The organism is Burkholderia sp. Ap-955 (assembly GCF_011753045.1).
In the GTDB taxonomy this organism is placed as follows: Bacteria; Pseudomonadota; Gammaproteobacteria; order Burkholderiales; family Burkholderiaceae; genus Burkholderia; species Burkholderia lata_D.
The window spans coordinates 89,969-116,618 of the sequence record NZ_VWWH01000016.1 but is presented as its reverse complement, the minus strand read 5'-3'; the positions used below and the strand labels follow the sequence as shown (position 1 = coordinate 116,618).

Annotated in this window: 21 protein-coding genes and 2 pseudogenes; 8 read left to right on the top strand and 15 right to left on the bottom strand. The window is 60.3% G+C overall.

Going from position 1 to position 26,650, the window contains the following annotated elements:
* Positions 1-185, top strand: a pseudogene (locus F3J15_RS12435) (hypothetical protein); the annotation flags it as partial.
* 1,405 nt (positions 186-1,590) lie between these two features.
* Here F3J15_RS12435 and F3J15_RS12430 read toward each other — a convergent pair.
* Positions 1,591-2,715: a porin gene (locus tag F3J15_RS12430; RefSeq protein ID WP_166891320.1), complete on the bottom strand. Its 1,125-nt coding sequence runs from the start codon at positions 2,713-2,715 to the stop codon at positions 1,591-1,593.
* 899 nt (positions 2,716-3,614) lie between these two features.
* Between F3J15_RS12430 and F3J15_RS12425 the strand changes: the two genes are divergently transcribed.
* Positions 3,615-4,835 carry an MFS transporter gene (locus tag F3J15_RS12425; RefSeq protein WP_166891317.1) on the top strand — a complete coding sequence of 407 codons (1,221 nt, stop codon included), beginning with the start codon at positions 3,615-3,617 and terminating at the stop codon, positions 4,833-4,835.
* A gap of 287 nt (positions 4,836-5,122) precedes the next feature.
* Here F3J15_RS12425 and thrS read toward each other — a convergent pair whose 3' ends face one another.
* Positions 5,123-6,331, bottom strand: coding sequence for a threonine--tRNA ligase (gene thrS / locus F3J15_RS12420; RefSeq protein ID WP_166891315.1), 1,209 nt, complete (start codon positions 6,329-6,331; stop codon positions 5,123-5,125).
* An 814-nt stretch (positions 6,332-7,145) separates the two neighbouring features.
* Positions 7,146-7,322: a hypothetical protein gene (locus F3J15_RS12415; protein ID WP_166891313.1), complete on the bottom strand. Its 177-nt coding sequence runs from the start codon at positions 7,320-7,322 to the stop codon at positions 7,146-7,148.
* A 308-nt stretch (positions 7,323-7,630) separates the two neighbouring features.
* On the opposite strand from F3J15_RS12415, the gene F3J15_RS12410 reads away from it, so the two are divergent.
* From F3J15_RS12410 to F3J15_RS12395, 4 genes are read left to right on the top strand one after another with little or no spacing between them, the layout of a single operon-like run.
* On the top strand, positions 7,631-10,402 hold the full coding sequence (locus tag F3J15_RS12410; RefSeq protein ID WP_166891311.1) for a type VI secretion system Vgr family protein: 2,772 nt from the start codon (positions 7,631-7,633) through the stop codon (positions 10,400-10,402).
* A 30-nt stretch (positions 10,403-10,432) separates the two neighbouring features.
* Positions 10,433-12,154, top strand: a complete 1,722-nt coding sequence (locus tag F3J15_RS12405) for a LysM peptidoglycan-binding domain-containing protein (RefSeq protein WP_166891309.1) — start codon at positions 10,433-10,435, stop codon at positions 12,152-12,154.
* Positions 12,155-12,172: 18 nt separating this feature from the next.
* A complete protein-coding gene (locus tag F3J15_RS12400; protein ID WP_166891307.1) occupies positions 12,173-12,970 on the top strand; it encodes a hypothetical protein in 798 nt (265 codons plus the stop codon).
* 30 nt (positions 12,971-13,000) lie between these two features.
* On the top strand, positions 13,001-13,282 hold the full coding sequence (locus F3J15_RS12395) for a PAAR domain-containing protein (protein WP_166891305.1): 282 nt from the start codon (positions 13,001-13,003) through the stop codon (positions 13,280-13,282).
* 85 nt (positions 13,283-13,367) lie between these two features.
* Here the strand turns inward: F3J15_RS12395 and F3J15_RS12390 are convergent, their stop codons facing one another.
* The 11 genes from F3J15_RS12390 to F3J15_RS12340 all read right to left on the bottom strand — a co-directional run bounded on the left by F3J15_RS12390 (position 13,368) and on the right by F3J15_RS12340 (position 24,122).
* Positions 13,368-14,456: a hypothetical protein gene (locus tag F3J15_RS12390; protein ID WP_166891302.1), complete on the bottom strand. Its 1,089-nt coding sequence runs from the start codon at positions 14,454-14,456 to the stop codon at positions 13,368-13,370.
* 68 nt (positions 14,457-14,524) lie between these two features.
* A complete protein-coding gene (locus tag F3J15_RS12385) occupies positions 14,525-16,078 on the bottom strand; it encodes a DHA2 family efflux MFS transporter permease subunit (protein ID WP_166891299.1) in 1,554 nt (517 codons plus the stop codon).
* A gap of 16 nt (positions 16,079-16,094) precedes the next feature.
* Positions 16,095-17,270 carry an HlyD family efflux transporter periplasmic adaptor subunit gene (locus F3J15_RS12380; RefSeq protein WP_166891296.1) on the bottom strand — a complete coding sequence of 392 codons (1,176 nt, stop codon included), beginning with the start codon at positions 17,268-17,270 and terminating at the stop codon, positions 16,095-16,097.
* 43 nt (positions 17,271-17,313) lie between these two features.
* Positions 17,314-18,777, bottom strand: a complete 1,464-nt coding sequence (locus tag F3J15_RS12375) for an efflux transporter outer membrane subunit (RefSeq protein ID WP_166891293.1) — start codon at positions 18,775-18,777, stop codon at positions 17,314-17,316.
* A gap of 61 nt (positions 18,778-18,838) precedes the next feature.
* Positions 18,839-19,315 carry a MarR family transcriptional regulator gene (locus tag F3J15_RS12370; protein WP_166891290.1) on the bottom strand — a complete coding sequence of 159 codons (477 nt, stop codon included), beginning with the start codon at positions 19,313-19,315 and terminating at the stop codon, positions 18,839-18,841.
* 10 nt (positions 19,316-19,325) lie between these two features.
* Positions 19,326-19,844, bottom strand: a complete 519-nt coding sequence (locus F3J15_RS12365; protein WP_166891287.1) for a DUF2165 family protein — start codon at positions 19,842-19,844, stop codon at positions 19,326-19,328.
* Positions 19,845-19,855: 11 nt separating this feature from the next.
* Positions 19,856-20,530: an HAD-IB family hydrolase gene (locus F3J15_RS12360; RefSeq protein WP_166891284.1), complete on the bottom strand. Its 675-nt coding sequence runs from the start codon at positions 20,528-20,530 to the stop codon at positions 19,856-19,858.
* A gap of 59 nt (positions 20,531-20,589) precedes the next feature.
* Positions 20,590-21,411, bottom strand: coding sequence for an AfsA-related hotdog domain-containing protein (locus F3J15_RS12355; protein ID WP_166891281.1), 822 nt, complete (start codon positions 21,409-21,411; stop codon positions 20,590-20,592).
* 52 nt (positions 21,412-21,463) lie between these two features.
* Complete coding sequence (locus F3J15_RS12350; protein ID WP_205190786.1) at positions 21,464-22,048, bottom strand: hypothetical protein; 585 nt, start codon at positions 22,046-22,048, stop codon at positions 21,464-21,466.
* Positions 22,049-22,076: 28 nt separating this feature from the next.
* Positions 22,077-23,249: an MFS transporter gene (locus tag F3J15_RS12345; protein WP_166891278.1), complete on the bottom strand. Its 1,173-nt coding sequence runs from the start codon at positions 23,247-23,249 to the stop codon at positions 22,077-22,079.
* Positions 23,250-23,594: 345 nt separating this feature from the next.
* On the bottom strand, positions 23,595-24,122 hold the full coding sequence (locus tag F3J15_RS12340; protein ID WP_166891245.1) for a MarR family transcriptional regulator: 528 nt from the start codon (positions 24,120-24,122) through the stop codon (positions 23,595-23,597).
* A 157-nt stretch (positions 24,123-24,279) separates the two neighbouring features.
* Between F3J15_RS12340 and F3J15_RS12335 the strand changes: the two genes are divergently transcribed.
* Both F3J15_RS12335 and F3J15_RS12330 read left to right on the top strand, forming a co-directional pair.
* A complete protein-coding gene (locus F3J15_RS12335) occupies positions 24,280-24,687 on the top strand; it encodes a nuclear transport factor 2 family protein (RefSeq protein WP_166891244.1) in 408 nt (135 codons plus the stop codon).
* 820 nt (positions 24,688-25,507) lie between these two features.
* Positions 25,508-25,798: a hypothetical protein gene (locus F3J15_RS12330; RefSeq protein WP_240158588.1), complete on the top strand. Its 291-nt coding sequence runs from the start codon at positions 25,508-25,510 to the stop codon at positions 25,796-25,798.
* Positions 25,799-25,840: 42 nt separating this feature from the next.
* Here the strand turns inward: F3J15_RS12330 and F3J15_RS12325 are convergent.
* Positions 25,841-26,542: pseudogene (locus F3J15_RS12325) on the bottom strand (IS6 family transposase).
* Positions 26,543-26,650: the final 108 nt, after the last annotated feature.

Genomic DNA, 26,650 nt, shown 5'->3' with positions numbered 1-26,650 from the left:
CCGGCCATGCGATGGGCGGCCGCAACGGCGGGCTCCTCGGTGCGGCGCTCGGCGGTGGCGGCGGCGCGGCGCTGGGGGGCAACCTCGGCCGCAACGCGCGGGAGCGCGACGATGCACGGGACCGCGACAACATGCGCAGGATGCGTCGCAACAAACATCGATACGACGACGCGTACTACGACTGAAACGCTGACTGAGCCGTTCGTTGACGCCTGGCGAACGCGCATGCGATGAAATGAACTGCACGTTCCGCCCGTCACATCGCACGGTGCAATTTCGCTGTCGGCGCGCCCGCCGAGGTCGCTCTGACAGCATCACCATTCATGTCGTGTCTTGCACGGGGAGATGATCATTGTGCAAGGGAACCATCCGGTCGACGCGGCCGAACTTCGCGGTAACCGTTGGCGGTGCGGGATCTGTACTACTTCCAAACGGGATATGCACATCCCGAGGCTTTGAGCCGGTCGCGCGCTCAATTGTCTCTACGGCGAGTGCGGTTAGTAATCGCACATTGCGGGCACCATGTTCCCGCACTTATATTAATCGGCCGAGACTCCCAGACGTGGCCGCGATGGCATTGCCAAGTCAATTTGGTCCGCCGCCCCTGATACTCTTTCGATAAACACAGTCCACCACGAGCGGTCGCAAGCGCCCGCATGTCATCAATTGTCTGACGCAATTTGAGGCCGGCACATTGCCGACACCAGTGTCCGAGCCAAATCTGACTCGCTATCGCCATCCATTCGTGTCCCGCCGCGCAACGAAAAGGGTATTTTTCGGCTGAGCCCACATAAGCATCTGCCAAACAAACGCCTCCCTTTTCGCGGGCGGCCGCCTGCAGACGTGCCAATCCATTGGGATCAACCAGCCCGGAGGAGGTTAGCTTTGCGCAACGACCACACCAGGTTCCCCGGAAAATATCGTTTGCCCTGGCTTCCCAACGATGCCCCTTTGCACATTCGAATCGATATAGACGACTTTCGATCGTATAGTTGGCCGAAAGACATTTCCCGTCTCTCTCTTGTGCTTTAGCCTGAAGCCGGGCCAAACCATCCGAACAACAGCTTCGTCGCGTCGCGTCACTATGCGCGCAGCTCGGACACCAACGCCCCTCACTGATCTTCCTTCCCTCCACGCTCCACTCGTGTCCCGCTGCGCAACGAATTTGGTAACGCGCAAATAATCCAACGAATGGACCACTCAGCAGCGTCCCTCCTCGCTCTGCCAATTTCGCCAACCATCTATCACGAATATCTTCCTGCTGACAGGATATGCATACCGGTGCACCGCCATTTCGATAGAGCAAGGTCAATGCCACGCGCTCAAAAACGTGCCCACGAGCGCAAGCGAACTGATGGCGTGAATTGACACCCCTCCACTCGCTCGCCAAACATTGCCAACCATATTGGGCAACGCACTGTCGCAACCTCTCAAGCATGCTCCCTCACTTCGCCGTCACATTCCCGCCAAAATCGAAATCGACAATTCTCAATCGTTTCGCAATACTGATGATTTTCCAGACTCGAATTCAGACATCAAAAAAAAGCGCCCGAAGGCGCTTTTTCGGAACCGACTAGCCAGCCGTCACGCTTAGAAGCGGTGACGCAGGCCGACCGTTGCGGCGGTTTGGCTGACCTTCGAGCTCGGGAACGCGTTGATGTCGCCGTTGTAGATCGATGCGCCCAAACCGGCGCCCTTCGTACCACGCTGGTACACCGCCTGAGCGTAGACGTCCGTACGCTTCGACAGGAAGTAATCAGCTTGCACGCCGAACTGATTCCAGTGCGTGCTGTTGCCGTTCTGCTTCGCGTTCGTGTACGTATAGGCAGCGCCCAAGCCGAGAGCCGGCGTCAGGTTGTACTTCGCGTTGACTTCGTAGTTGTCCGCGCGCAGCGTACCCAGGCCGTTCGTCTGGTTGTCGAGACGCGATTGCGTCCATGCCGCGCCGACTTGAGCCGGACCGAATGCATAGGCTGCGGCAATACCATACGTACGCGTGCGGCCCTGAATGCCGAATGCGTTGCCGTTCGTATCGACAGTCGGGTTCACCGCGCCCGACGTGGACAGGCCCGCGTTGTTCGCTTGCGAGTACGCTGCGCCCAGCTTCAGGCCTTCGTACTGGTACGACAGGCCGGCGCTGTATGCACGGTTGTTGGCAAAGTTCGTGCTGTTCGAGAACGAGTACGTGCCACCGAATTGCAGGCCGGCGTAGTTTGCGCTCGTGAACTTGATCGTGTTGTTCAGCGCGACGTCGCCGTTCGTGCTCAGGCGGTCATTGTTCAGCGGGTGCGCGAAGTACGTGCCGCCCCACGAGCCCGTTGCCGTCAGCGGTGCCAGGTAGTCTTGCGTTGCGTCGTACTGCTTACCCAGCGTGACCGTGCCGTACTGGCTCGACAGGCCGACGAATGCCTGGCGGTTGAACATGCCGCCGTTGCCGTTCGCGAACTTGCCGTTACCGATGTTGAAGCCGCTTTCCAACGTGAAGATTGCCTTCAGGCCGCCACCGAGGTCTTCCGAGCCGCGCAGGCCGAAACGGCTCTGGTCAATGCCCGAACCCATCGAAAAGCGCGACTTGCCTTCGCCCGATGCGGTCTGGACGTTGCTTTGGTAGGTGATGCCTGCGTCCAGCACGCCGTACAGCGTCACGCTGCTTTGCGCGTGAGCGACGGTAGCGAACGCTGCCGCAGCGGCTGCAACGATCAGGGTCTTGTTCATTCGTGGTGCTCCCTTCTAAAAAGAGGCAGGTCTCGCGACCTTGTTCATAAACGGTCTGCAACCGCCCGGAGGACCTTGTTCCGTTGGTCATGCCCGGATGGATGCCCGTTTGGGAATCGCGAGTGTAAGAGCGGTGAAAGTAACGAGACCCACGACTAAATAGAAATTGTGTATTTCTCTTTTCGCAACGGAAAACTCATACAAATACGCAAGGCACTGTTATTAAATGATTTTGTTGCTTGCCGCCATGAATACTCATACGGCGTCTTTGCCGCGATTTTCTTATGCACATGCCTTGACAGTAGCCAAAAAACTACGCCACACAATCTCAACAATTCCCTGAGCACGCCGGATCGCTTGTCCGCGCCCAGCTTGATCGACTTCATCCCGATGTACTCCCTCGGCAACGGTTGATCCATAGTCTCGATAGTGCTGACTTCCTCGGCGGGACCGGGAACGGGAGAGCTCTGCTTGTTCGCTGCGTCGCGATCGCAAGGCAGTATCGCTACCAGGGAACACCGCGACGGACTATGTTGGCCACCCAGGCAACTCACAAAAATGTAGATAAACTACATTGCGCCTATCCAGATCTCCGCTTAACACCTCCAAGGCAGATATACAGAATCACCGTAAATTCCCGGCATCCCGCCCTTGACCAGCCGCGCCGTCAGCGGTTAATGTTGAAAAACTACATGATTTAGCCGGCCATTCTGTTACGGGCACTGGCTTGCTTTTTCGTGGTTTCGCTTCCGCTGAGACAACCTGGGGTCTGCAGAAGCGTCCGCTTACTGAGGCTCGATACGCTCATTCCGGGAGGCCCCGGAGTACCGGACCTCCCAGCAACGTCCGCAGGAGCGCGCATGCATCGCGTGCTCCGTGCAAAAGAAAGGTGACTGTTCGTGCGCGCCCAGCATCAAGCCTTTTTCCATTCGCTTTTCCTTGCCCGCCTCGCCGACCAGATTCTGTTGTTTCTCGTGCCGCTGGTCATCTTTCAGATGACAGGACGCGTGTCCTGGTCGGGCATCGCGTTTTCGCTCGAAACACTGCCGAGATACCTGTGCTTCCCGTTTCTAGGCGCGCTTTGCGACCGGTATTCGCCTACGAAACTGATACGCGTCAGTCAGGTTCTCCGCGCGGCGGTATGCATCGCGGGCGTCGCCGCCTACGACCTCGTCGGCGGCATCGGATGGCTGATCGCGCTGTCCGCGTTGTGCGGCATGCTGACGAGTCAGGGCATCGTTGCGCGCGAAGTGATGCTGCCGCAGATATTCAGCAACCATCGCTTCGAAAAAGTATTGTCGTATTCGCAATTGGCCGACCAGCTTGGTCTGGTGCTCGGCCCCATGCTCGCGGCGATCCTGCTGTCGTGGTGGCGCTGGGAATTCGTCGTGGTGGCCGCGGCCGTGCTGTTTGTCACAGCCGACGTCGCGCTTGCCTATTGGCAAAAGGCCAGCGCGTTCGAATTCGTGATGCCGGAAGGCACGCACGGCACCTGGTTCACGCCGATCAAGACGGCCTTGTCTCACGTCATCCATCTCCCGGGCCTCAAGTCCGTCATCATGTTGGCTGCCGCGGAGAACCTCGTGATCGGCGTCACGCTCGCGACATCCGCCGCGATGGTCACCGGCTTTCACCACGAAAGCGGACGCTATTACGCAGGACTGCAAACGGCTGGCGCGTGCGTGACGATCGCGATTCTGCTGATGACGGCGAGGTTGCATGTCCCGAGGCGCGTCCTCGGCCTCGTCGGCTTCGGTTCGATCTGTATCGGCGGCGTTATCGCGGCAGCCAGCCCGGGAATTGCGGGGTACGTTTTCGGCTTCCTTCTGATCGTCGGATTCGACAAGATGTTCAACGTGTACATCCGGAGCACGCGGCAGAAGATCATCCCTGCGCGTGACTACGGCAAGACGACGGGAGTCGTCATCCTCCTCAACAACATGACACAGCCGCTCGCGGGCGTCGCGGTAGGCGCGTTCTCGACGCGTTTCGGACCGGACACGGTGATCATGGTGCTGGCCGTGTGCATGGGTTGCCTCGGGTTGCTGGTCTCGCTCGCGCCCCGCATTCGAAAAGGCCACAGCCCCTCGTCGGCCTCGGTGTCCTCGCATGAAGGCTGATGGCATGATTGAACGATTCCCGCAATACTTCGAGTACAGCGCGAGCATCCGGCCCAGTTCGTCCATGCAAGTGCAACCGCCGATCTTGAACACCATCTCAAGCATCCGCTCACCGCACCGACACGATGCGGACTCACGACATCCTTCGGCCCATAGAATGATGCGTTCGATTGCTTCTCTCATAATTGTTAGAGTTACTGATCAAGTTATGTTTGAAAATCGATTCGATGAATTCTCAAGGTGTCGTCAATCCGCCTGCGATAGCAGGAAAAGGCCCCGTCGTCGGATCAGAACACCCGCGTCGCTGACGGGACGCGTGCATGCTTCTTGAGGTACGCAAGCGCATCGTTGATCGTCAGAACGTGCTGCTCCCCGTCCCTCATTCGCAACGACACCTCCCCGGCCAGCGCCTCCTTGCGTCCTGCAATTGCGACGATCGGCGCGGCCAGTTCCCTTGCATCGAAGATCTTGCGCGGCAGGCGCTCGGCGCGGAAATCCCTCAGCACCCGACAGCCGATGTCTTCGAAAGCGAACGCCGCGTTGTCGGCAAATGCGCGGTCATCTTTCCCAATGTTCGCAACGACGATCTGGTCCGGTGCCAGCCACGTCGGCAACCATCCCTCGTAGTGTTCGAGAAGAATACCGATGAACCGTTCGAGGCTTCCCAGGATCGCGTGGTGCAACATGACGGGCGTTGCCTTCGCACCGTCCTCTGCGACATATGACGCACCGAGCCGTTCCGGCAATACGAAATCGAGCTGGATCGTCCCGCACTGCCACTTTCGTCCTTGGCGGTCGAGCAGATGAAATTCGAGCTTGGGACCATAGAAAGCTCCTTCTCCTGCCTGGATCGCGAAATCGAGACCTGCCGCGCGCGCAGCGGATGCCAGCATCGCTTCCGAGCGATCCCAGACTGCATCGTCACCCGCGCGGACCGCCGGCCTCGTCGACAAAGCCACATCGAATGCGCCAAATCCGAAGTCTGCGTAGATCGTCTTCAGCAACACACAGAATCGTGCAACTTCAACCTCGACCTGATCCCGCATGCAAAGCACGTGAGCGTCGTCCTGCGTGAACGCACGGGCACGCATGAGGCCATGCAACGCCCCGGACGGTTCGGCCCGGTGGACCGCCCCAAATTCGGAATATCGGATTGGGAGATCGCGGTACGACCGACTGCCTTTTTTGAAAACCTGCACATGGCACGGACAACTCATCGGTTTGAGACAGTACGGATTGTTATCACTCTCGAGTGAAAACATGTTTCGCCCGAATTTCTCCCAATGACCGCTCTGTTCCCAAAGATCGCGCGAGACGATCTGAGGCGTCCGCACTTCAGAAAAGCCCGCCTGACGCATCCGGACTCGGATATATTCCTCGACAACCCGATAAATAACCATGCCGCGCGGATGCCAGAAGACGGCACCCGGACTTTCATCCTGCTGATGAAACAGATCGAGTTTGTTGCCGAGCACTCGGTGATCGAATTCGTCCATCGTGTTCTCCATTGACTTGATACCGGTCGACGGAGCACAAAAAAGCCCCGTCCGTTTCCGGCGGGGCTTAGGGATGGTTTGAGGCACTGACTTACGACGTGCAACCTCCCCCCGGCCCGCCGTTGGCGGTCGTGGTAGTGGTCGCGGTAGTCGTAACGAAAAGTGCGTTCATGAGACTAATCTAGTCAACCTGCCAACGTCTGTCAACAAAACATTCGAATCCAAATTCAGCGCCAATATTTTGTGATTCGTTAAGAATCCTCAAACGGAAAATAAATGAAGTGTGCGGAAAGCATAATGAAACACTCTTCAAAGTAAACAAATAATGGTTTTATTCATGGACTGGTAGTTGCGGGCTATCAGAAAAGGCGATCACTAGCAGGCCGTTCCCGAGATCAAGGAAAAGCAAGTCGAGTCGAGTCGAGTCGAGGACGGTTATAACGAATCCTTGCACGGTCTGGTGGTCAATGTGCAGGCCAGCCGAGCCGAACGCGACGTTGCCGCGGAGATGTTGCGGGACGTCGCGCGACCAGATCGACACTTCACAAGCAATGTGGGCTCTCAGAAAAGGTGTCTTTGCCCCCCCCTAGACAAATCAAGGATTTGGACATCTTTTTTGAGACAACCACATGCTGCCCGTCTCAGAAAAGATGTCCTTGGGAACGGAAATTCTCCGAAAAATCGTCCTCGGGAATGTTGCCGTCATTACATGCATCTCCAGCGGGCGCGATCATCGCGAACATCGCGTCGCCGGTCAGAGAAACGCGAACGCTGTCGCCAGCAAGCCTGACCCGAGCCCGCTGCGCTCTGTGACTTATGAGGTGCCCATCACGCGATCGCGTGACGCCGCCGGCGACGATTGCAGGAGCAAATAGCTGATCGCCTCCGTGACGACATCGAAAAGGCACGCACGCAATATGACACCCAGCATGCCGGACAATCCATGCAATTCGAAGACGCCAAGAAAGCACTCGCAAATCGGGATCAGCACCGCGATGATCCTTCTGTCAAGATCAGTAGAATTTCCCCTTACGCGCTTCGAAATACAACAAAATCCTTCAAAATAATTACGAAAGAAATATGAAAGCAAAATTAAATACTTTGAAATCCTGATCGCAGCGAAATCGGCACTTTCCACAATTCAGTTTGAAATTTTGTCAGGCGTCGTTGTTTTAACGATCAACGTACATTCTCATGACCCATCGATCCCGCTAGAATTGCGCGCGGCATATCGGGGCAGCCGTTCCCGTGAGAGCGCAGGCCGCTGCGGGCCTGCAAAAACAAGAAGATGGATAACGAATGAACATGACCGAAGTGGCTCAGGCGATTCGTGGCGGTCTGATCCAGCAAAACCGCCTGCTTAAGACGAGCATCCCGGCGTTGCCGGAAAACGCACTGGTGCCGCGACGGGCCGTAACCCGCTCCGAACTCGGCCGTGATTTCAGCGTCACGCTCGACATGGTATCCACGGCAGGCGACATCGAGCTCAAGACGCTGATTGCCCAACCGATGACGCTCTGGATTCAGCAAGCGGATCGGTCCTATTTGCCGATTAATGGATACATCCACACCTCGCGCAGGCTCGGGGCCGACGGCAGCCTGTCGAGCTACCAACTGGCTTTCGCGTCGTGGATGCATTTCCTCAAGTTCCGTAGCGACATGCGGTACTGGCAGGACACGAGTGTAGACGCCGTCATCACCGACGTATTCAATGCACATCCGCAGGCTCGGGGGCAGTTCGAATTCGCGTTGCGAAAGCCACTGCCTTCGCGCTCGTACTGCCGTCAGAGCGAAACTGACTGGAATTTTGTCCATCGATTAATGGAAGAAGAAGGCCTGTTCGGTTTCTGGCGCCAGGGTCAGGACGGGCGCTCGCACCGGCTGGTCGTAACGGACGACATTTACTCGCTCGACGAAATGTCGCCCCATTCGGTCAGATTCTCGAGGTCGGGCACCGGGAGTGAAACGAATGCCTTTACGCAGTGGGCGGGATCGCGAACCTTGCAGAGCACCGTTCACACAACGCGCACGTTTGACTACAAGGCACCGTCGTCGCTCGTCAATCCCAAAGGCACGACGTTGCCGACAATGTCGGGCCAAGGTGATTTGCCGGAGCAGGCCGAAGTCTACGAATACACCGGCGCGTATACGTATCCGGACCGAAATCGTGGCGAGCACCTGTCGAAGATGCATCTGGAGGAGTGGGAATCGCGCGCAAAGCGGTTCCTCGGTGTGGGCGGTGTACGGGCGGTCGACGCCGGCTACCGCTTCGTGCTGACCGGGCATCCGGAACACGATCGTGACTCCACGGGGCAGCGTGAATTCGCCGCGATCAAGGTACATCGGTATATCGAGAACAACCTGCCGCTTTCGAATCACGAAGCGAATTTTCCATACAGCCTGCAAGTCGAACTGGCTCAGGCCAGGCTCGGGCAAGCCGGCGGAACCGTCATGCATGAGGACGGCTCGGCCGGCTTTTATCGGGTCGAAGTCGAGGCGCAGCGTGTGACGGTCCCATATCGGAGCCCGTTCGAGCACCGGAAGCCGGCGATGGAGTTGGAAACGGCAATCGTCGTCGGGCCGCAGGGCGAAGAGGTGTACACGGACGCACTGAATCGCGTCAAGGTCATGTTCGTATGGGACCGCCAAAATGCGGGAGATGCGAGCGCGTCGTGCTGGGTACGTGTCGCGCAGTCGGATACGGGTGGTGGATACGGGAGCGTTCACGTTCCGAGAGTCGGCGAAGAAGTCCTCATCGGCTACATAGGCGGGGACTGTGATCGCCCCATCGTCCTGCACCGCGTATATAACGGCAACGTTCAACCGCAATGGCACAGCAATGGGCTTTTGTCCGGCTATCGATCGAAGGAGTATTCGGGATCCGGCTATAACGAAATGGTTCTGGATGATGCGACGGGCCAGAATCGTTTGAAACTGTACAGTAGTACGGCAAACAGTCTTCTGCACCTGGGATACCTGATCGACCAGAGCAGTAACGCACGCGGCTCGTATCTGGGGACCGGCTTTGATCTGAAGTCGGATGCCTATGGCGCGATTCGGGCAGGTCAGGGGCTGTACGTGTCCAGCTATTCCACGTCGGTTGATCAACCGCTAGACGTACGCCAGGCAGCCGGCCAGCTCTCGAACGCACAGACGCTCGTCAAGTCGCTTTCGGATGCGAGCATCTCGCATCAGGCGGAAGGGCTTGCGCCGGGCCACGACTCTCTCCGCGAATTTTCCGACGCAACGCAGTCGAACGTAGCCGGCTCTGCAGCAGGCGGACGCACGGCCGGCGGCGGGATGGGGAACGCAAACAGCTTCAAGACACCGATCATGTTGATGGCCAGCCCGGCCGGCATCGGAATGTCAACGCGGCAATCGACGCAGATCGCTGCCGATCAGCATGTGAACGTGGTAAGCGGTGAGAATGTGCATCTGGCAGCCGGTCAATCGCTGGTGGCCAGTGTGAGAGAAAAAATCAGCCTGTTCGCAAAAAGCGCAGGAATGAAGCTGTTCGCCGCCAAGGGGAAGGTCGAGATTCAGGCGCAATCCGACAACCTGGAATTGATCGCCGATCAGGTACTCAAACTGATCAGTGCAAAGAAGAGCATCGAGATAACGGCGGCCGAGGAAATCCTGCTGCAGGCGAAGGGAAGTTACATCCGGATCAACGGAGCGGGTATCGAACAGGGCACGCCGGCGAACTGGATCGCTCATGCCGCCAGCCATGCACTGCCAGGGCCGAAGTCGTTGCCGGCCTTCATCCCGGGCATGGACATGCCGAAGGCGTTCAGCAACCGGCTTGACGTCTATGACATCTACTGGCCGCGGTCATTCGAAGAAGTTGAGTATACGGCTCGACGCGCTAGTGGAGAAATCCTTACCCAAGGCATGCTGGATCAGGAGGGGCGGACGGCGCGCCTTTCGACGGATCAGGCGGAGACGATCCAGGTTCTTGTCGGCACACAGGGTTCGTGGCTGGTTGAGACCGAGGGCGACGCCAACCATCACGACAGTTCCGGCGACGTATTGCCGGAGGATCCGTATCACTACGTCCATCACAGTGCCTGACCGACATACAGCCTGCTGAAGAGATTTCCAATGACGCAATCGAACAATAGCAACGACGCGCTTTCCGCAGTCACCGTCTACTTCAAGGACCACTTCGGTCAGCCGATCCAGAATCTCAAGGTCGAGATAAAGGGCCTGGAGAGCAAGGCCGAGCATATTTACCATAGTGCATCGACAAATGCCCAGGGCGCTGTCGAGTTTTCCGCGCGCCTGGGAGATGCGCTTTCTGTCCATGTGAAACGCTGGACCAGTGACGGCATGAAGGAAATTGCGCGGCTCAACGCCACCCTGTCGCAGATCAAATTCCACCTGACCAGTCCGAAAACGCTACATGACTTGCCGACCAAAACCGACGATGGTGCAAGCGGCAACTATTGGCGCGGGACATACAAAGTGAAAGCACACGACAACCTGACTGTGATTGCCCACAAATATCACACAAGTGTCGATCTCCTGAAACATGTCAACAACCTGAAGTCCGACTTGATCAAGGTTGGGCAGATACTCAAGGTACCGCCGGTCCAGTCGAGAAAGTCCGACGCCCCCGCACCCAAAAAGCCTGATCCGAAAGGAACGCCGCCGAAGAGCGATCCTGACAACAACCACAAAGGTGCACCGACGACGACGCCCCGCAAGGGCGCCGCGCCCATCATCTTTCCGGTCAAGGTGCGGCCGCTGAATGACGAGGGTGCCATTTATGGAACGCCGAACTGCAATTACATCTGGAACAAACCGCTGGGCTCTCCCGGTCATCAGACGCCTCGCTTCGGTGCGATTCGGGATACCGGTGGCCGGAAGCACGCGGCACGAGACCTGTATCTCGAGAAACATACCGAGGTTGTCGCGATTGCCGCAGGTGTCGTCATCAAATGCGAGCTGTTTTATAGCAAGACAAATCAGATCAGCGTTCACCATACAACGACGGATGGACGTCAGTTCATTGCACTTTATGGCGAAGTCGCCCCCGAGACGATTCAAGTAAAGGTCGGGAGCATCGTGAACCAAGGGGACGTTCTGGCCAAAAGCGGTGTATTGCTTCATGCAAACAATACGCCTCTTCACATTGTCGGGAATCAGAATGTTTCCATGCTTCACTTCGAAATGTATTCCGGCCAGGGTGGATTTGATCCGCATTCGACAATAAATTCATCGACATTACCCGGGCCTTTTCATCGGCGCTCAGATCTGATCGACTCACTGGCAATTCTCGAAGAGGGATATCACGCCACGTTTCTGGATGCGCCACCTCTCAAGCCGGTTGGCGATCGAATCCCAATTGCGCAGCTCAAGACATCAGATCGTGGCAAGGAATTTATAAAATGTTGGGAATCGGTTAAATATGATTCAACCAAGCAGAACACTTATTACTACAACGATAAGAACGGCTTTTGCACGGTGGGCTGGGGGAGCCTGATTGACAGAAAGAGCTGTGCCAGCCTGGGATTTACGGCGGACGTGAGCAAGATCTCCGTCGAAGAAGCACAGGCCCTGTTTCAGAAGGATATCCTCACGCACGAAGGATATGTGACCAGCGCTATCAAGGTTCCCTTGTATCAACACGAATTTGACGCACTGGTTTCACTGGCATTCAACGTCGGCCACATAGGGACCGTCGCCCCGAAGCTTTGCCAGAAAGTCAATAGTTGCGACTACGCGGGTGCCCCGGTAGAGTTTCTGGACATGGACATTCCAAAGCGTAGGAAGCGCGAACATGACATGTTCTGCAATGGCACCTATGACGCAAGTCATTGAGCAACGAGAGGATTTTTGATGACAAACAAGACAATCAAGTTGATGCTGACGCTACTGTTGGCACTTAATTTCTGCACATCGGCTTTCGCCGAAGATTCTTATCGCCTGGTTGGTGCAGCCAGGGTATACAGCATCGGATCATCTCAACCGAATCTGGAATTACCGGCAAATCCTGCATACTCCTCCGTCCTGACGCTCAAGAATGGTTCGTTTTACCTGAACTACGATGGATCGACTCCGAACGAATGTGGCGTACCGGTAAAGAAGAAGATGCCATTCTCGTTCGATTCAGCCCCCCTTGGCACTCCTCAGAAGCTGAATAGATTTCTCGAGGACAAATTCCACACCAACGCAAACGACTGGACTCAAATATATCTGCTTGACGATGCCACTTCATCAAGCTGCACTGTCCTGCGATTCTCGAAGATATATGCATCGAACGACGAACTTGCATTGCTTGACGGATCGTTCCTGTATCTGTTCAAGATCGAACGCAGTCACTTTCGAGACGTGAGCAAAGGGTTTGATTGCGCGTTGGCCAAAACTACCGTGGAGCACCTGATTTGTGGTGACCCAAATCTTAAGAAGATGGATGCCGACGTGAGCTATGGTTTTGTCCTGATGCAAAGAAAGTATTCGAAGGAAATTTCCTATCAGGACCCCGTCAAATTGGATCAAATCAAGTGGATCTCAACGGTCAGAAACAAATGTTCGACGACCGATTGCCTGCAAAGAGTTTATTCTTCGAGAATAGAATACATCAAGGGGAAAGTGACAGATAGCTACCCATCGTATCCGAATCCCGAGAATGACTAAGTCACGGTAATTTTTGCGAAGGGCATCGAGATGGCATTGCAAATTATCGTGGTCGGCGATACAACTTCACATGGCGGCCGTGTCATTACAGGCTCGGACACCCACACGATCAACGGCAAGGCAATTGCCCGTTTGCACGACCTGGTGGATTGCCCGGAAAAATACCCAGACGGGCGACCCCACGGCGTCAACAAGATCGTTGATGCTCATCCGACATTGACGATCGGCGGCGAACGTGTCGCACTTCACGGCCATCGTACGGAATGCGGTTGTGCACTACTCGGTAGCACCACCATATGCGTCGGTGACTAGTACGTCGAGATCTCCGAGGCGCTCCCGTGCCACGTCGCCGCTGTTGAGCGGCGGCGATGTGGCCTCGTTATCCATACACGACCTATTATTTGGCATTCTGCGAGGCATGACATTCCTGCCGCGTGGTAACCAGCCGATTGCCCACCAAAACTCCCGTCGACACGAAGTCTCGATCGAGGTGAACGGTTGGCAGATTCCCTTGAATCGCGGGACAACCACCATCTGCGGTGTACTCCATCGCAAACAATGCCTGGTTGAGAATTGCTTCCGTAGCTTGTGCTTTTGCGATTGACTCGGGGGCAGAAATGATCGCCGCGGCGACAACCATTAATGCTATCGGCGTGAACAGCTCGACGACGTCGCGCAAATAGCGTCCTTGCATAATGGCTGGATCGCCGCTGCGGCCGAGGCGCACCCTTCGCCACCAAAAGAATATCCTGTTCGCCCTGTCCTGCGGGATGTGCGCAAACCAACCTCGCATGGAACGCAGAAAGAGTGACGGCAGATTGATCAATAAAAGTACGAGCCCACACACAGCAAGAAAAATGGCGGCGCAACGTACAAAATTCAGAATGACGTACCACGACGACAAAAGTCCAAGAAAACTCGGGAAATATTTGGCATCCGCGTGCGTCAGGAGTCGCGTCATACGTATCGCCTGTGCGGCACCCACCGCCACACATACCGCCGTCGAGACCGCATAGAGCGCCTTTCCAAGAACCTTTCCCCAAGACCACTTCGCGATCCTAGCGACGATCAAATGTGCATGTCGAAGCGCGCCGATCGATATCGCCAAGCCGATGAAGAACAATTCGGATGCGGAGTGCCTCGGTGGGGTCAATTGCAGTGCGACCAGGATCACGCGGATGATCATGTACATCATGACAGCGCCGTAGATGACCGGAACGTCAGGGGGAAGCTGGCGCAGCGGCCGTAGCGCTTTCATGATGCGCATCGTTCGTCTCACCATCATCCGGCGAAATGCTGGCAGGAATCGCCGCCATTCCGAATACAACCCCCACAAGACGAAGCCGAACAGAGCTGCACCAGTGAGCCTGGCTCCCCAGCCGTAAGCGACGATTTTCATCGCAATCATCAATCCGGCAAAGCTGACCGCAAGCCGAACCCCTGGACGCCGCAATGCCTCAAGGGCCACATCAAGACAATACTTCATAAGTCCTCCTGCTATTGATGTTCGTGTATCCGTCGCGTCTATAGGTGACCCTGTTCGTCGAGGTCAGCTCAATGCGCTCCCCCCGCATCCACACTCCCCTGCGCCCGCACCGGACGCGCCAGCCACACCACCCCGATCAGCAGCAGAAACAGCACCGCAGATCCCCAGAACAGCTCATTGGCCGCCAGCATGTACGCCTGCGTATTGATCTGTTGTTCCAGGAACTGATACGACTGCGCCAGCGAATAGCCGAGGTGCGCGAGATTGTCGAGCGCCGCGCGCGTCATCGTTGAATCGGACGTGACCATTTCGGCAAGCCGCACGTGGTGCACATCCGCACGCGACTCCCACAGAGTCCCGACCGCCGACGCGCCGAACGCCCCCGCCGTGATCCGCACGAAGTTGTACAACCCGGATGCAGCAGGCAACCGCGACTGCGGCAGCCCCGACAGCGCGAGCGCCGTCAGCGGAACGAAGAACGTCGCCATCGCCGCGCCCTGCACGAACTGCGGCGCCATGATCGTCCACATGTCGGCCTGCATGTTGAAGCGCGAGCGCATCAGGCAGACCACCGCGAACACGAAGAACGAGAGGCTGGCCAGCCAGCGCACGTCGACCCGCCCCACGTTCTTGCCGACCATCGGCGACAGCAGCAGCGCGAGCAGCCCGACCGGGGCGCTGACGACGCCCGCCCACGTGGCCGTGTAGCCGGCGAACTGCTGCAGCCACAACGGCAGCAGGACGAGGTTCGCGAAGAACACGCCGTAGCCGAGCGAAATCGCCGTCGTGCCGATCGCGAAATTGCGACTCGCGAACAGCGACAGGTCGACGACCGGATGCGACTGCGTCGTCTCCCAGATCACGAACAGCACGAACGCGACGAAGGCGATCACGGCCAGCGCGACGATGAGCTCCGAGCTGAACCAGTCGAGCTCGCGCCCCTTGTCGAGCATCACCTGAAGGCAGCCGACCCAGATCACGAGCAGCCCGAGCCCCATGCGATCGATCGGCTTCTTCACGCGCGGCGATTCGCGGTCGCGCAGCAGCACCCAGGTCAGCCACGCGGCGAACATCCCGGTCGGGATGTTGATGTAGAAGATCCACGGCCACGAGATGTTGTCGGAAATCCAGCCGCCGAGGATCGGACCCAGCACCGGCGCGATCATCGTCGTCATCGCCCACATCGACAGCGCGGTACCCGACTTCTGCTTCGGATAGCTCTGCAGCAGCAGCGCCTGCGACAGCGGAATCATCGGGCCCGCTGCCGCGCCCTGCAGGATCCGGAACAGGATCAGCGTGCCGAGGTTCGTGGCGAGCCCGCAGAGCAGCGACGCGACGACGAACAGCAACACCGCCGCGACGAACAGGCGCACCTGCCCGTAGCGCTGCGTGAGCCAGCCCGTCAGCGGCACGGCGATCGCGTTCGCGACCGCGAACGACGTGATGACCCACGTCCCCTGGCTCGCGCTCACGCCGATATCGCCGGCGATCGACGGAATCGACACGTTCGCGATCGTGATGTCGAGCACGTTCATGAACGTCGCAAGCGCGAGCGCAATCGACGCGAGCACCAGTTTCGCACCGGCAAGCGGCGGCAGCGGCGCCGCATTCGGGGTTGTCATGACGGTCTCCCAGTGTTCAGTTACGCGTGTCGGCGGCCACGAGACGCTCCACCGCCGTATCGACGGCCTGCGCCTGTGCGTCATAGACCGCGGTCTGCACGACCGGCCGATCCGGCTCGGTCGTGGCCAGTTGCACGCCGCTGCGGTCCTTGATGTCCACGTCGGCCACCACCGACAACCCGACCCGCAGCGGATGCGCGCGCACCTCCGCCGGATCGAGCGTGACGCGCACCGGCAGCCGCTGCACGACCTTGATCCAGTTGCCGGTTGCGTTCTGCGGCGGCAGCAGCGAGAACGCGCTGCCCGTGCCCGCGCCGAGCCCCGCCACCTTGCCGTGGTACACGACGCCCTTGCCGAAGAGGTCGGTCGTCAGCGTCACGGACTGGCCGATGCGCATGTGGCGCAACTGGCTTTCCTTGAAGTTCGCGTCGACCCAGAGCTGGTCGAGCGGCACCACCGACAGCAGCGACGTGCCGACCGCCACCCGCTGCCCGACCTGCACGCTGCGGCGTGCGACGAAACCACTCTCCGGCGCGACGACCGACGTGCGCTCGAGCGCAAGCTGCGCCTCCTTCACGCGCGCGACGGCCTGCGCGACTTCCGGGTGCTCGTCGAGCGGGCTCGCACCGGCCAGCGTGCGGCTGCTCGACCATTGCTCGCGCGCCGCATCGAGCGATGCGCTCGCGAGATTCACGCTGTCCTGCGCGTGACGGATTTCCTCGTCCGATACCGCGCCGCTGCCGGCCAGCGCACGGCGGTGCGCGAGGTCGGCGCGGGCCTTCGCGAGGTCCGCCTCGCGGCCGGCGACGTTGGCGGCCTGCGCCGACTGGCTTTGGTACAACGTCCGAGTGCGGCGGATCACCTGCGCGAGCTGCGCGGTCGCCTGCTCGACCGCGAGGCGCGCGTCGGTCTGGTCAAGCTGCACCATCACCGAGCCGGCCTTGACGAAATTCGTGTCGTCCGCGCGGATCGACACCACGGTGCCCGGCGTCTGCGGCGCCAGCTGGATCACGTTGCCGCCGACATACGCGTCGTCGGTGCTTTCGACGAAACGCGCAACTGTCAGCCAGTACGCGCCGTAGCCGAGCGCTGCGACGGCGAGTGCCGCCGAAAAGGCCAGCACCATGCGCTTGCGGCGCGGTTGTTGTTCGTCTGCGACCGGTGCCACTTCAACTCTGGTTTGCGTGCTCATTTGAGTACTCCGTTTTTTCTGGATGCGGATGAAGGCGCGAGGTTCAGGAAGCGCTGTTCGTCGGGGCGGACAGATCGATGCCGCCGCCAAGTGCGCGGTAGAGCTGGATCGCCGTCTGCAGGCGGCGTGCGTCGAGATCGACGTCCGCGCGCTGCTGCGCGAGCAGCCGATCCTCGACGGTCAGCACCACGAGACGATTGGTCAGCCCCTCGCGATGCCGCGCGCTCGCGACCTTGACGGTGTCTTGAAGCTCGCGCAGCGCGAGCGCATGCTCGGCCTGCCGGGCATCCAGCGAGCGCCAGGTCGAGACCTGGTCGGCGACGTCGCGGAACGCGTCCAGCACGAGCTTGTTGTACAGCGCGACTTCCGCGTCGTAGTCGGCGTTGCTGATCGCAAGACCGGCGCGCAGCCGGCCCGCATCGAAGATCGGCAAATGCACCGCGACGCCAAAGCCGAAGATCTTGCTGCCCGCCTGGAACAGGTTGCTCGCGTCGAGTGCGTCAAGGCCGCCTGACGCGACGAGATCGATGTTCGGATAGAACTCCGCATGTGCCGCATCGACATCGCGGCTCGCGGCTTCGACACGCATGCGCTGCGCGGCAATTTCCGGCCGGTGCGCAACCAGGTCGGCGTCGAGCCGCGGCGGCAGGGCCAACGCGCTGTCGAGCCGCAGCGTCGGCACCGCGATCCGCTCGCTCGCGGCCGGATCTTCGCCGGCCAGCACCGCGAGCTGATGGCGCAGCAGCGTGGCCTGGTTGCGCAGCGCCTCGACGTCGGCACGCGCCATCGGCACCGCGGCCGACGCCTCCTTCTGCGCGACGGTCGTGTCGAGCCCCTCGCCGATGCGCGCGCGCAGCAGCGCCACCTCGCGCTCCCGCAACGCGACATTGCGCTGCGCCAGCACGAGCTGCTGCTCGGTGCGGGCGAGGTCGACGTAGCTCTGGCACACCGCACTCGCGAGCGTGAGCTCGATCGCACGCGCTTCGAGGTGCTCGGCCGCGACGCGCGACAACTGCGCCTTCACCCGATTCCGGTTGAGCCCCCAGAAATCGAACTCGTAGCGGAAGTTCAGCGCAAGGTCCGCGGACGTGTGCACGCTGCCCGCAAGCGGCGCCGGGTACAGCCCGTTGTTGCTGAAGCGCTGCCGTTCGACTGCGCCGTCCGCACCCAGATACGCGCCGCCGACCGCACGTTGCGCGGACAGCATCGCGCTCGCCCGGCCGATGCGTGCGCGCGCCTGTTCGAGCGTCGGCGAACCGGCATACGCACGTGCGATCAGGTCGTCGAGCTGCGGGTCGCGGAAGCTGCGCCACCAGTTCGGCGCGGGCCAGTCAGCGGCGTTGGCATTCCCCTTGGCATTGGCGGCCGCGGCAGCATCGGCCGCGTGCCCCAGCTTGAGCGCGGCGGGATCCAGCATGCGGCCGTGCGACGTCAGTCCGCCGTCGCTGGCACATCCCGCCAATTGCAGGCTGGCGATCAGGGCGAGAATCAAGCAAGACCGTTTCATGGTCATCTCCTTATGGCTGCCATGTCGTCGACTGACATGGCAGCAATCGGCGCAAAAAAAATCACGGATTGAGGTTGGCGATCAGCCGGCCGAGCAGGCGCTTGAGCAGCGCGAACTCCGTGACCGAGAAGTCGGACAACGCGTCGTTGAGCGCGTTTACCGCCGCGGACACCAGCGGCCGCTGCATCACGCGACTCGACTCGGTCGGCGTGACGAGCACGAGCCGCCGGTCCTCGTGGCTGCGCTCGCGGCGCACGAAGCCCTTTTCCTCGAGGCGGTCGAGCATGCGCGTCATCGCACCGGTGTCGCAGCCGAGCTCGCGACACAGGGCCGACGAGCTGCGCACGTCGCCGACGAGCACGCGGATCAGCACCTTCCACTGCGCGGACGTGATGTCGAACGGCTCCATCCGCTGGTCGATATGGCGCAGCAGCAGGCCATGTGCGACGACGATCAGGTGTCCGAGGCTGTCTTCGACGCGATAGTTGTCGGTGCTATACGGCCGGAAGCTGCACGGCACGGAAACGGTGGTGTTCATGGCGGCCTCCTCAGGCTGCGTTCGCCGAATCGGCGAACGGCAGGCCCTGCACGTAGAGCAACGCGGACATCGCGATCAGGATCAGCGTCATGTGCACCGATTGCACGGCACCCTGCTTGATCCAGTAGCCGAACCACAGGCCACCGCACGCGAACCAGATCCACAGCACCAGGAAGCCGGACAGCGCGACGATTGCACGTCCGCGTGCGCGGACGAACCGCTGCGTGTCGGCGCGCCAGGTCGCGAAGGCAAACAGCACGGCCGCGCTCCACAGGGCACCGGCAACCGTCAGTTGCGCGGCGATCACCGCGTCGAGCAGCACGGTGACGCACGTCAGCGGCCATGCCCGCCATACGAGGCCGGCGCCGAGCTGCGGATCGGCCCGCAGCAGGTCCATCGACAGCATGTGTCCGAGCAGCACCCGGTTGGTGCCGGAATCGGTGATGTTGTTGAATACCGCGATCGTAAGCCAGGTCGCGAGTCCGGCCAGCAGCAGCGTGCGGCTGAGTGCAGCAATGCGAATCGACATGATCGAACTCCTCAGAAGGTGCATGCGGGATTCACGACCGGCCAGCCGCGCGCCTGCGCGATCTCGACGAGCGCCGGGTCGCGCTCGACGACGGTCGGCAGGCCGACCGCTTCGAGCAGCGGCAAATCGGACAGGTGATCGCCGTAGCCGTAGCAGCGCATCGCGTTCGCGCGGTGCCGTGCCAGAAACGCGTCGACCGCCGCGCGCTTGCCGTCGCCGATCGTTTGCGGCGCCAGCAGCTCGCCGGTGAAGCGGCCGCGCGACACCTCGAGCCGGTTGGCTAGCACGTGGCGGACCTCGAGCGCATCGGCGAGCGGCTGCAGGATTTCGATCGACGAGCCCGACACGAACACGGGCTCGACACCGTCCGCACGATGTCGTTGCAATGCGTCGAGCACTGGCGTGATGTACAGCGACGGCTGCGCCGATACCTCGGCGAACCATCGCCGCGCGCATTCGGCGAACGCGGCCTGCGAGTGCCCGCGGAACGCGCGGTAGAACGCCCGGTTCACCTGGGCCCGGTCACGGCCGCTCGCGAGCAGCCGGCGATGCGCGACGCGATCGGCGACACGGCCGCCGAGCGCGCCGAACCGCTGGCGGAAATAGAACGCCCGAAAACTGAACATGCTTTTCAGGTTGATGAGCGTTTCATCGACGTCGAAGAAGGCAAAACGAATATTGTCCATGGCTGGTTCCGTTGGCCGGATCGCGATGCCGCGACCCGGCTGGTCTCGGAGAAAGGCGCTCAGGCCATCGCGGCCACGGGCTGCGACGCCTCCAGCGGAGCCGGCAGTGCGACGACCCGCCCCAGCGACGCGAAATGCGCGACGGTGTCGTCGAGGCACTGCGCGAGCGCCGCATCCGCGAGCTGCGTCTCGCGCGGCGCGAGTTGCGCACCGTCGAACACGCCGAACTTGACCGCCATGCCCGCAACTTCGCGGCCGTTCTGCCACACCGCCATGTCGGCCGTGATCTGCACGCGGTTCGCGCGCGGCTGGCGGCGCTCGAGCAGCTGGTAGCGAATCGTCGCCGGCAGCGGGAACGCGAATTCGAGGAAGCGCATATTCATTTCGTTGATCACGAAGTAGCGCTTCGGCGGCGCATCGGCGGACAGGCAATGCGCCTCCGTCGTCGCGATGAACATCTGCCTGCAGGCCTCGGTCAGCACCATGCCCTGCACGTGCATGCCGGTGAGGTGGTCGAGCATCAGTTCATTGCGCGCATTGATCAGCAGGTCCGCTTCGAAGCGGTCGTCGGCGAGGCGACGCGGCCGCGAGATCAGCACGTTCTCGCTGCGGTGCTTGTGCGACAGCGAGTAGTCGGCGCGACCCTGGTTGTGCCACGTGCGCCAGCATTCGAATTCGGGAAGCAGGCCCAGGCTCATGCCCAGGCAGTACGCGTGATCGATCTCCATCTCGCCGAGACCTTGTCCGGCCACGAGCGTGGCGCCGCGCAGCGCGTCGAGGCGACCATGGCGCAGATGCTCGAGCAGCACGCTGTACGGCATCACGCCCGGCTTGCTGGCGAAGTGGCGGAACTCGTCGGCGACAATCAGATGCAGTTGCATGTTTGTTTTCTCTCAGGTTCGTATTGGGGGCACGTCTCTCGTTATCGATGCATCAGGCGGCGCGGCGGGTGGCAAGCCACTCGTCGTGCAGCCATTTCTCCGTCTGCCGTCGCGCGCGCGGCGTATCCCAGACGACATCGCGCTCGAACGTAATGACCTGTCCGCCTGCGCCGACGATCACCCAGAAGTAGCGGCCGTCGGTACGGTTGCGGCACTTCACTTTCATGCCGGTGAGCGTGCAGGCACGCTTGCCGCCGTGCGCGTTGCCGATCACGAACGACTCGTCGTGAGGCTGGATCCATTGCAACGACAGGCCGGGGAGCAGGTCGGGGGCGTGCTGCCCGAGATACTCGAGCGCGATCCGGTACGCGTCGTCCTCGTCCGGCAGCTCGCCTGCCACCAGCGTCTGGTTGAACCAGGTGGTGCCGAGCAGGCGCCCTTGCTCGGTCACGACGAGGCTGTAGTGCTCGCCGCCGATGCCGACGTTCAGGCCGTCGTTGCGCTCGTAACGGACGCGCCACGCGGCGACGCCGTCGACGCGCACCATCTGCGCATCCGCGAAGCGGGTATAGGAGGCGGGCGGATCGAGCCGATCGCAGACATCGGCAGGCAGGGCGTGATACAGCATGCTTTGCATGATCGTTCTCCGAAGTAAATCGATTAGGTCAGTGGTTGCTGGATACGACTACCGGTGCCGGCCGGCTCGAGGGCAGGCTCAGCGAGATGGCACACGCCATCAGGACTGCAAGACAGACAAAGAAAGCGGGGGCGCTCAGAGGCGACGCGACACTCGCGAGCCAGGGGCCGAAGCTCGCGCCGCTGAACAGCACGAAGCTGTAGACAGCCACCGCCTGGCCGCGCCACTCGGCCGCGGCGAGCAGATTGGTGCGGGCGATCAGGCTCGGCACGCCGATGCCGATCCCGGCGACGAAGATCACGCTGGCGATCAACGCGGACACCACGCCGTGGGCCAGTGCGGAGCACAACAGGCCGGCCAGTGCGACGACGAGACCAAGCGTTACCATCCGCTGGGCGCCGAGGCGCGGCATCAGGACCGGCACCGCGAGCGGCATCAGGAAACCGGGCATTGCGATGGCACGCGTCGTCAGCGGATCGAGGCCGGCCTCGCGCAGTTGCACGCCCAGGTAGCGATCGAGGCCGATGTAGAACGCGACGAAGCACATCAGCAGCAGCAGCGCGGGGCCGTACACGCTGCGCAGTTCGCGATGGCGCAGCACGGTGACGAAGTTGCCGGCGATCGACGGGCCGCCACGCGTCGCGGCCCGGGTCTCGGCTGGCTGGCGGGCCAGCAGCACGGCGGCCGCCAGGTACAGCGGGCACGGCAGTGCGAACGCCCAGCCCAGCCCGTATGCACGGCCGACCAGTCCACCATAGATCTGGCCGATCAGGCCGGCGAGCAGGAAGGCGGTGCTCAGCGATGCGAGTCCCCACAAACGGGCGCGGGCCGGCAACGCTTCCGCGAGATAGGCCAGCGCGGCCGGCGGAAACGAAGCGGTGGCCAGCCCCTGCAGCGCACGGCCCGCGATCAGCTCGCCCGGGGTGCTCGCGCCGCCGAGCAGCAGCGTGATGACCGCCAGCAACAGCAGCCCCGCGACCATCACTGGCTTGCGGCCGATCCGGTCCGACAGCGGCCCGAAGACGAGAAAGCCGCATGCATAAGCGAAGCTGAACGCGCCCATCGCGGCGCCGGCGCCGGCGGCACCCAGCCCGAAGCGCTGGCCGATCAGCCCGAGTAGCGGCAATGGCAGGTAAAGCTGCGAAACCACGGCCAGGCCGCTGACCGAGAGCAACGCAATGACGGCATACGGATGTTTCATCACGGGGTCCTTTTCCTTGCGAACAGCGGCTTCGTTACCGGGGTCACTTATTCAGAGCCAATTTAATAGCACATTACTATGTAGCATGCTATTTATATCCACCAAGAAAAAGCCGGCATGCCGGCTTGCATATGTTCGCGCGCCCAGATGGACACGCAAGGTTCCTACGTCAACTCAACCTTCATGTGCCGCGCGGCCTGACACTTCTGTCATGCCCGTGGTGCGGGGCTTTTCGGGATCCGGCCAGCGTTGCGGCCTGCTCCGTTCGACCCGGCTCCCACCCGACACACCGTGCTGCATTGACCCTATCTTAGGAAGGTTCCGAATATATAGCAAGCTAAATATTCACTTGAGAAACACACCTTTCCTGGCGGTGTCCATGCCGTCAAGCGCACGGTTCAATTTCAGCATCAGTGCGCCCAGCTGCACGCGCTCGTCTTCGCCGAAATGGCTCATCAGTTCGGCAACCCAGCGATAGTGATCCGGGAGCGCATCCCCCAGCAGTTGGTCGCCGCCGGGCAACAAGCGGATCACCCATGCGCGGCGGTCGTCGGCGTCGGCGACGCGCTGGCACAAACCCGCCTGTTCGAGCCGGTCGACGATCCCGGTCATCGTGGGCGACGACACGCCGGTGCCTTCGGCCAGCCGACCGACACCCAGGCCATCCGGGTGGCGCTTGAGCAGCAGCAGCACGAAGAACTTCGTCTGCGACAGCCCGTGCCGGGACAGGTTCGCCTCGAACGCCGCCATCATGTCGCTACAGGTTCGTGCCATGTACAGCCACGACTGCAAACCCGCGACGTCCGGATTCTTGTACTTCAGTGCGAACTCGGACAGCGTGTCCGAATTCGGCATGTCTTTCAGATCAAACATGATGTCTCCTCCACGGAGCTTCGTAACTTGCTAAAGAGTAGTATGCTAACTAAATCCTGTCAATGAACCGGTTCCGCGCGAGGGCAGCTACCGCCCCGGCGCGGGCAGACGTGACAGCCCTCCCCGGGCCCATGCCCGTTGGCAACCAGGAATGCCGATGACACCGATCGAAACCGTCCAGACGTTTCTCGACCACCTGTTCTCCGGACGCCGGGCGGATGCCCTCGCGTTGGTCGACGAAGATTGCCGCCTGATCGCCAGCCGGCCGCAGCGCGATGACGCGACGGCGCTCTATGGTGTGTTTGTCGGCCCAGCCGGCGCGGCGGAACTGTTTCATCGCTTCGACGAACTTCTGGAGCCCGGGCAATTCGACGTCGATGCCCGCTTCTCCGACGGCGAGCATGTGGCGATGTATGGCGCACTGCGTCACCGCGGCCGGGCCACCGGGCAAGCATTCGCCAGCGACTGGGCCCTGATTTGCCGCGTACGGGAAGGCAAGCTGGTGCTGTACCACTTCTATGAGGACACTGCGGCGCTCGAGGCGGCGATTCACGGCGGTCGATAGCGTCCCAACCGCAGCGACCCGCTGGGTTCTCGGAAAGAGGCCTGCGCCGGATTTTTCAGTCGACAGCCAAGACTTTCTCGGTGCCGGCCCCACGCCGCACCGCGTTGCTGGCGATCGGCAGAGGTTAACGGCAATCTGGCCAATATGTGGCTCATGTCATCGCAGGCATGGCACTTAAGACGAACGCAGTTGGAGGAGGCTCGGTCGAGTTACGTCCTGCGTAGCTTAAGCGTTAGCCGTTCACGCTCCCCCGCTCCTGGCTCTGCCGATAAGCGTTCGAAGTGAAGTGGCGATTGGGTACCCTCAGTGCGGCAACAACGACACGATGATGTCGATCCAATATTGCGTCAAAATCACACACTGCCAAATATTGCCCACAACATTCTCGAAGAGCGAGTCAAATCTCATCCCCAACGCGTAGGATGCCGTCTTTTATTCAAAGACAACATATTGAGACCACGGACATCTTTTCTGAGGGACAACACAAGTGTGGGCTCTCAAAAAAGGTGTCTTTGGCACCCTAAAAAAATCAAGGACTTGGACATCTTTTCTGAGAGTTCCGCATGCTTCGCGTCTCAGAAAAGTTGTCCTTGGCCGCGATAATTCTCAAAATAGTCGTCCTTGGAAATGTCACGGCCCTGCCTAGATCCCTCGACGGAACTTGGCAACAAGCGGCGCCACAGACGGGCGTTTCAACGACCAGCACCGTCGACACTGCTTGTGCCATAAATGTGCAAATAGTGTGCGCCGAGTAATCCGCCACGAATCCTGATCTGGCCCGCGATTCGCCGCCGTCCCTCGATTTCGACCGGTTCATGAGATGTTCTCCATCTCTCACGGCGGGGTAGAAGCAGCCGCAGTCACATCTGGCTTGGCAACCTTAGCCGGGTCCACCATTCACTCTCATGCCGAGGACTTCCTGAGTCGTGGAGATGCCGCAGAAACCGTGGCTGGTGTAGCTGAAGCCTTTCTTCATCACATGCGTCAGCTGTATGAGCGCGACATGGAAGCGTACTCACTGCCTCTGGGGTATCAACCCGAGCTCGAGTTTCTCGTCGGCGGATATGACGCAACGTCCGCGTTGGTTCTGTCGCGGGTTCTGTCGCGATAAGGACGAAGGTCGACAGACGTCCCTGGGATCCCCCAGGATTCCTTAGAAATACAACGAATAGAATTGCTCTACAGCTGTCTGATTCTTGCGAATCGACTTCATTTGCCCTTTTCGGATCATATGTATTACTTCGATGCCGCCGAGCACTATCCTCGCACCTCGAAAATTCTTGAAGCCCATCATCGGGCGAGTTCGCCATTTGATCGCTCGGTGGTCCTGCTCGACGATGTTGTTCAGGTACTTACTTTGACGAACCTTGATCGGCTCCTCGCGTTCGGCGTTGATGTCTTTCAAGGCGGCCAGATTCGCGCCGCTCTTGTCGATCGTCACAGTCTCGGGTGCGCCGCTCTGATCGATCGCCTTCTCGAAGTAGCGGCGGGCCGCAGCCTTGTCCCGCTTGGCTCGCAGCAGGAAGTCAATGGTGTCGCCCGCCTTGTCGACGGCACGGTACAGGTACTTCCACTCCTTGCCGATCTTCACATAGGTCTCGTCTATCCGCCAACTTCCGCCGACCGGCCGCTTGCGGCACTGAAACGCCTTCTCCAGCCGCGGCAACATTTTCAGCGCCCAGCGATGCACCGTCGAGTGGTCGACCAACAGCCCGCGCTCCGCCATCATCTCTTCAAGATGCCGAAGGCTCAGCGGGTAAGCGACGTATCAGCGCACGCACAACAACATCACATCGAAAGGATAATGTAGGCGCTTGAACACTTTTGCTAGGCCGGTATTCAGCTTGGGGTTCATCTCTCGACTCCCTCGCTCTCGTCTCGTCACTCTACCAGACGGTCTTATTGCGACAGAACCAGATTCGACGCTACGCGACGAACCGGATCGCGCTGTTCTCGATGGCAG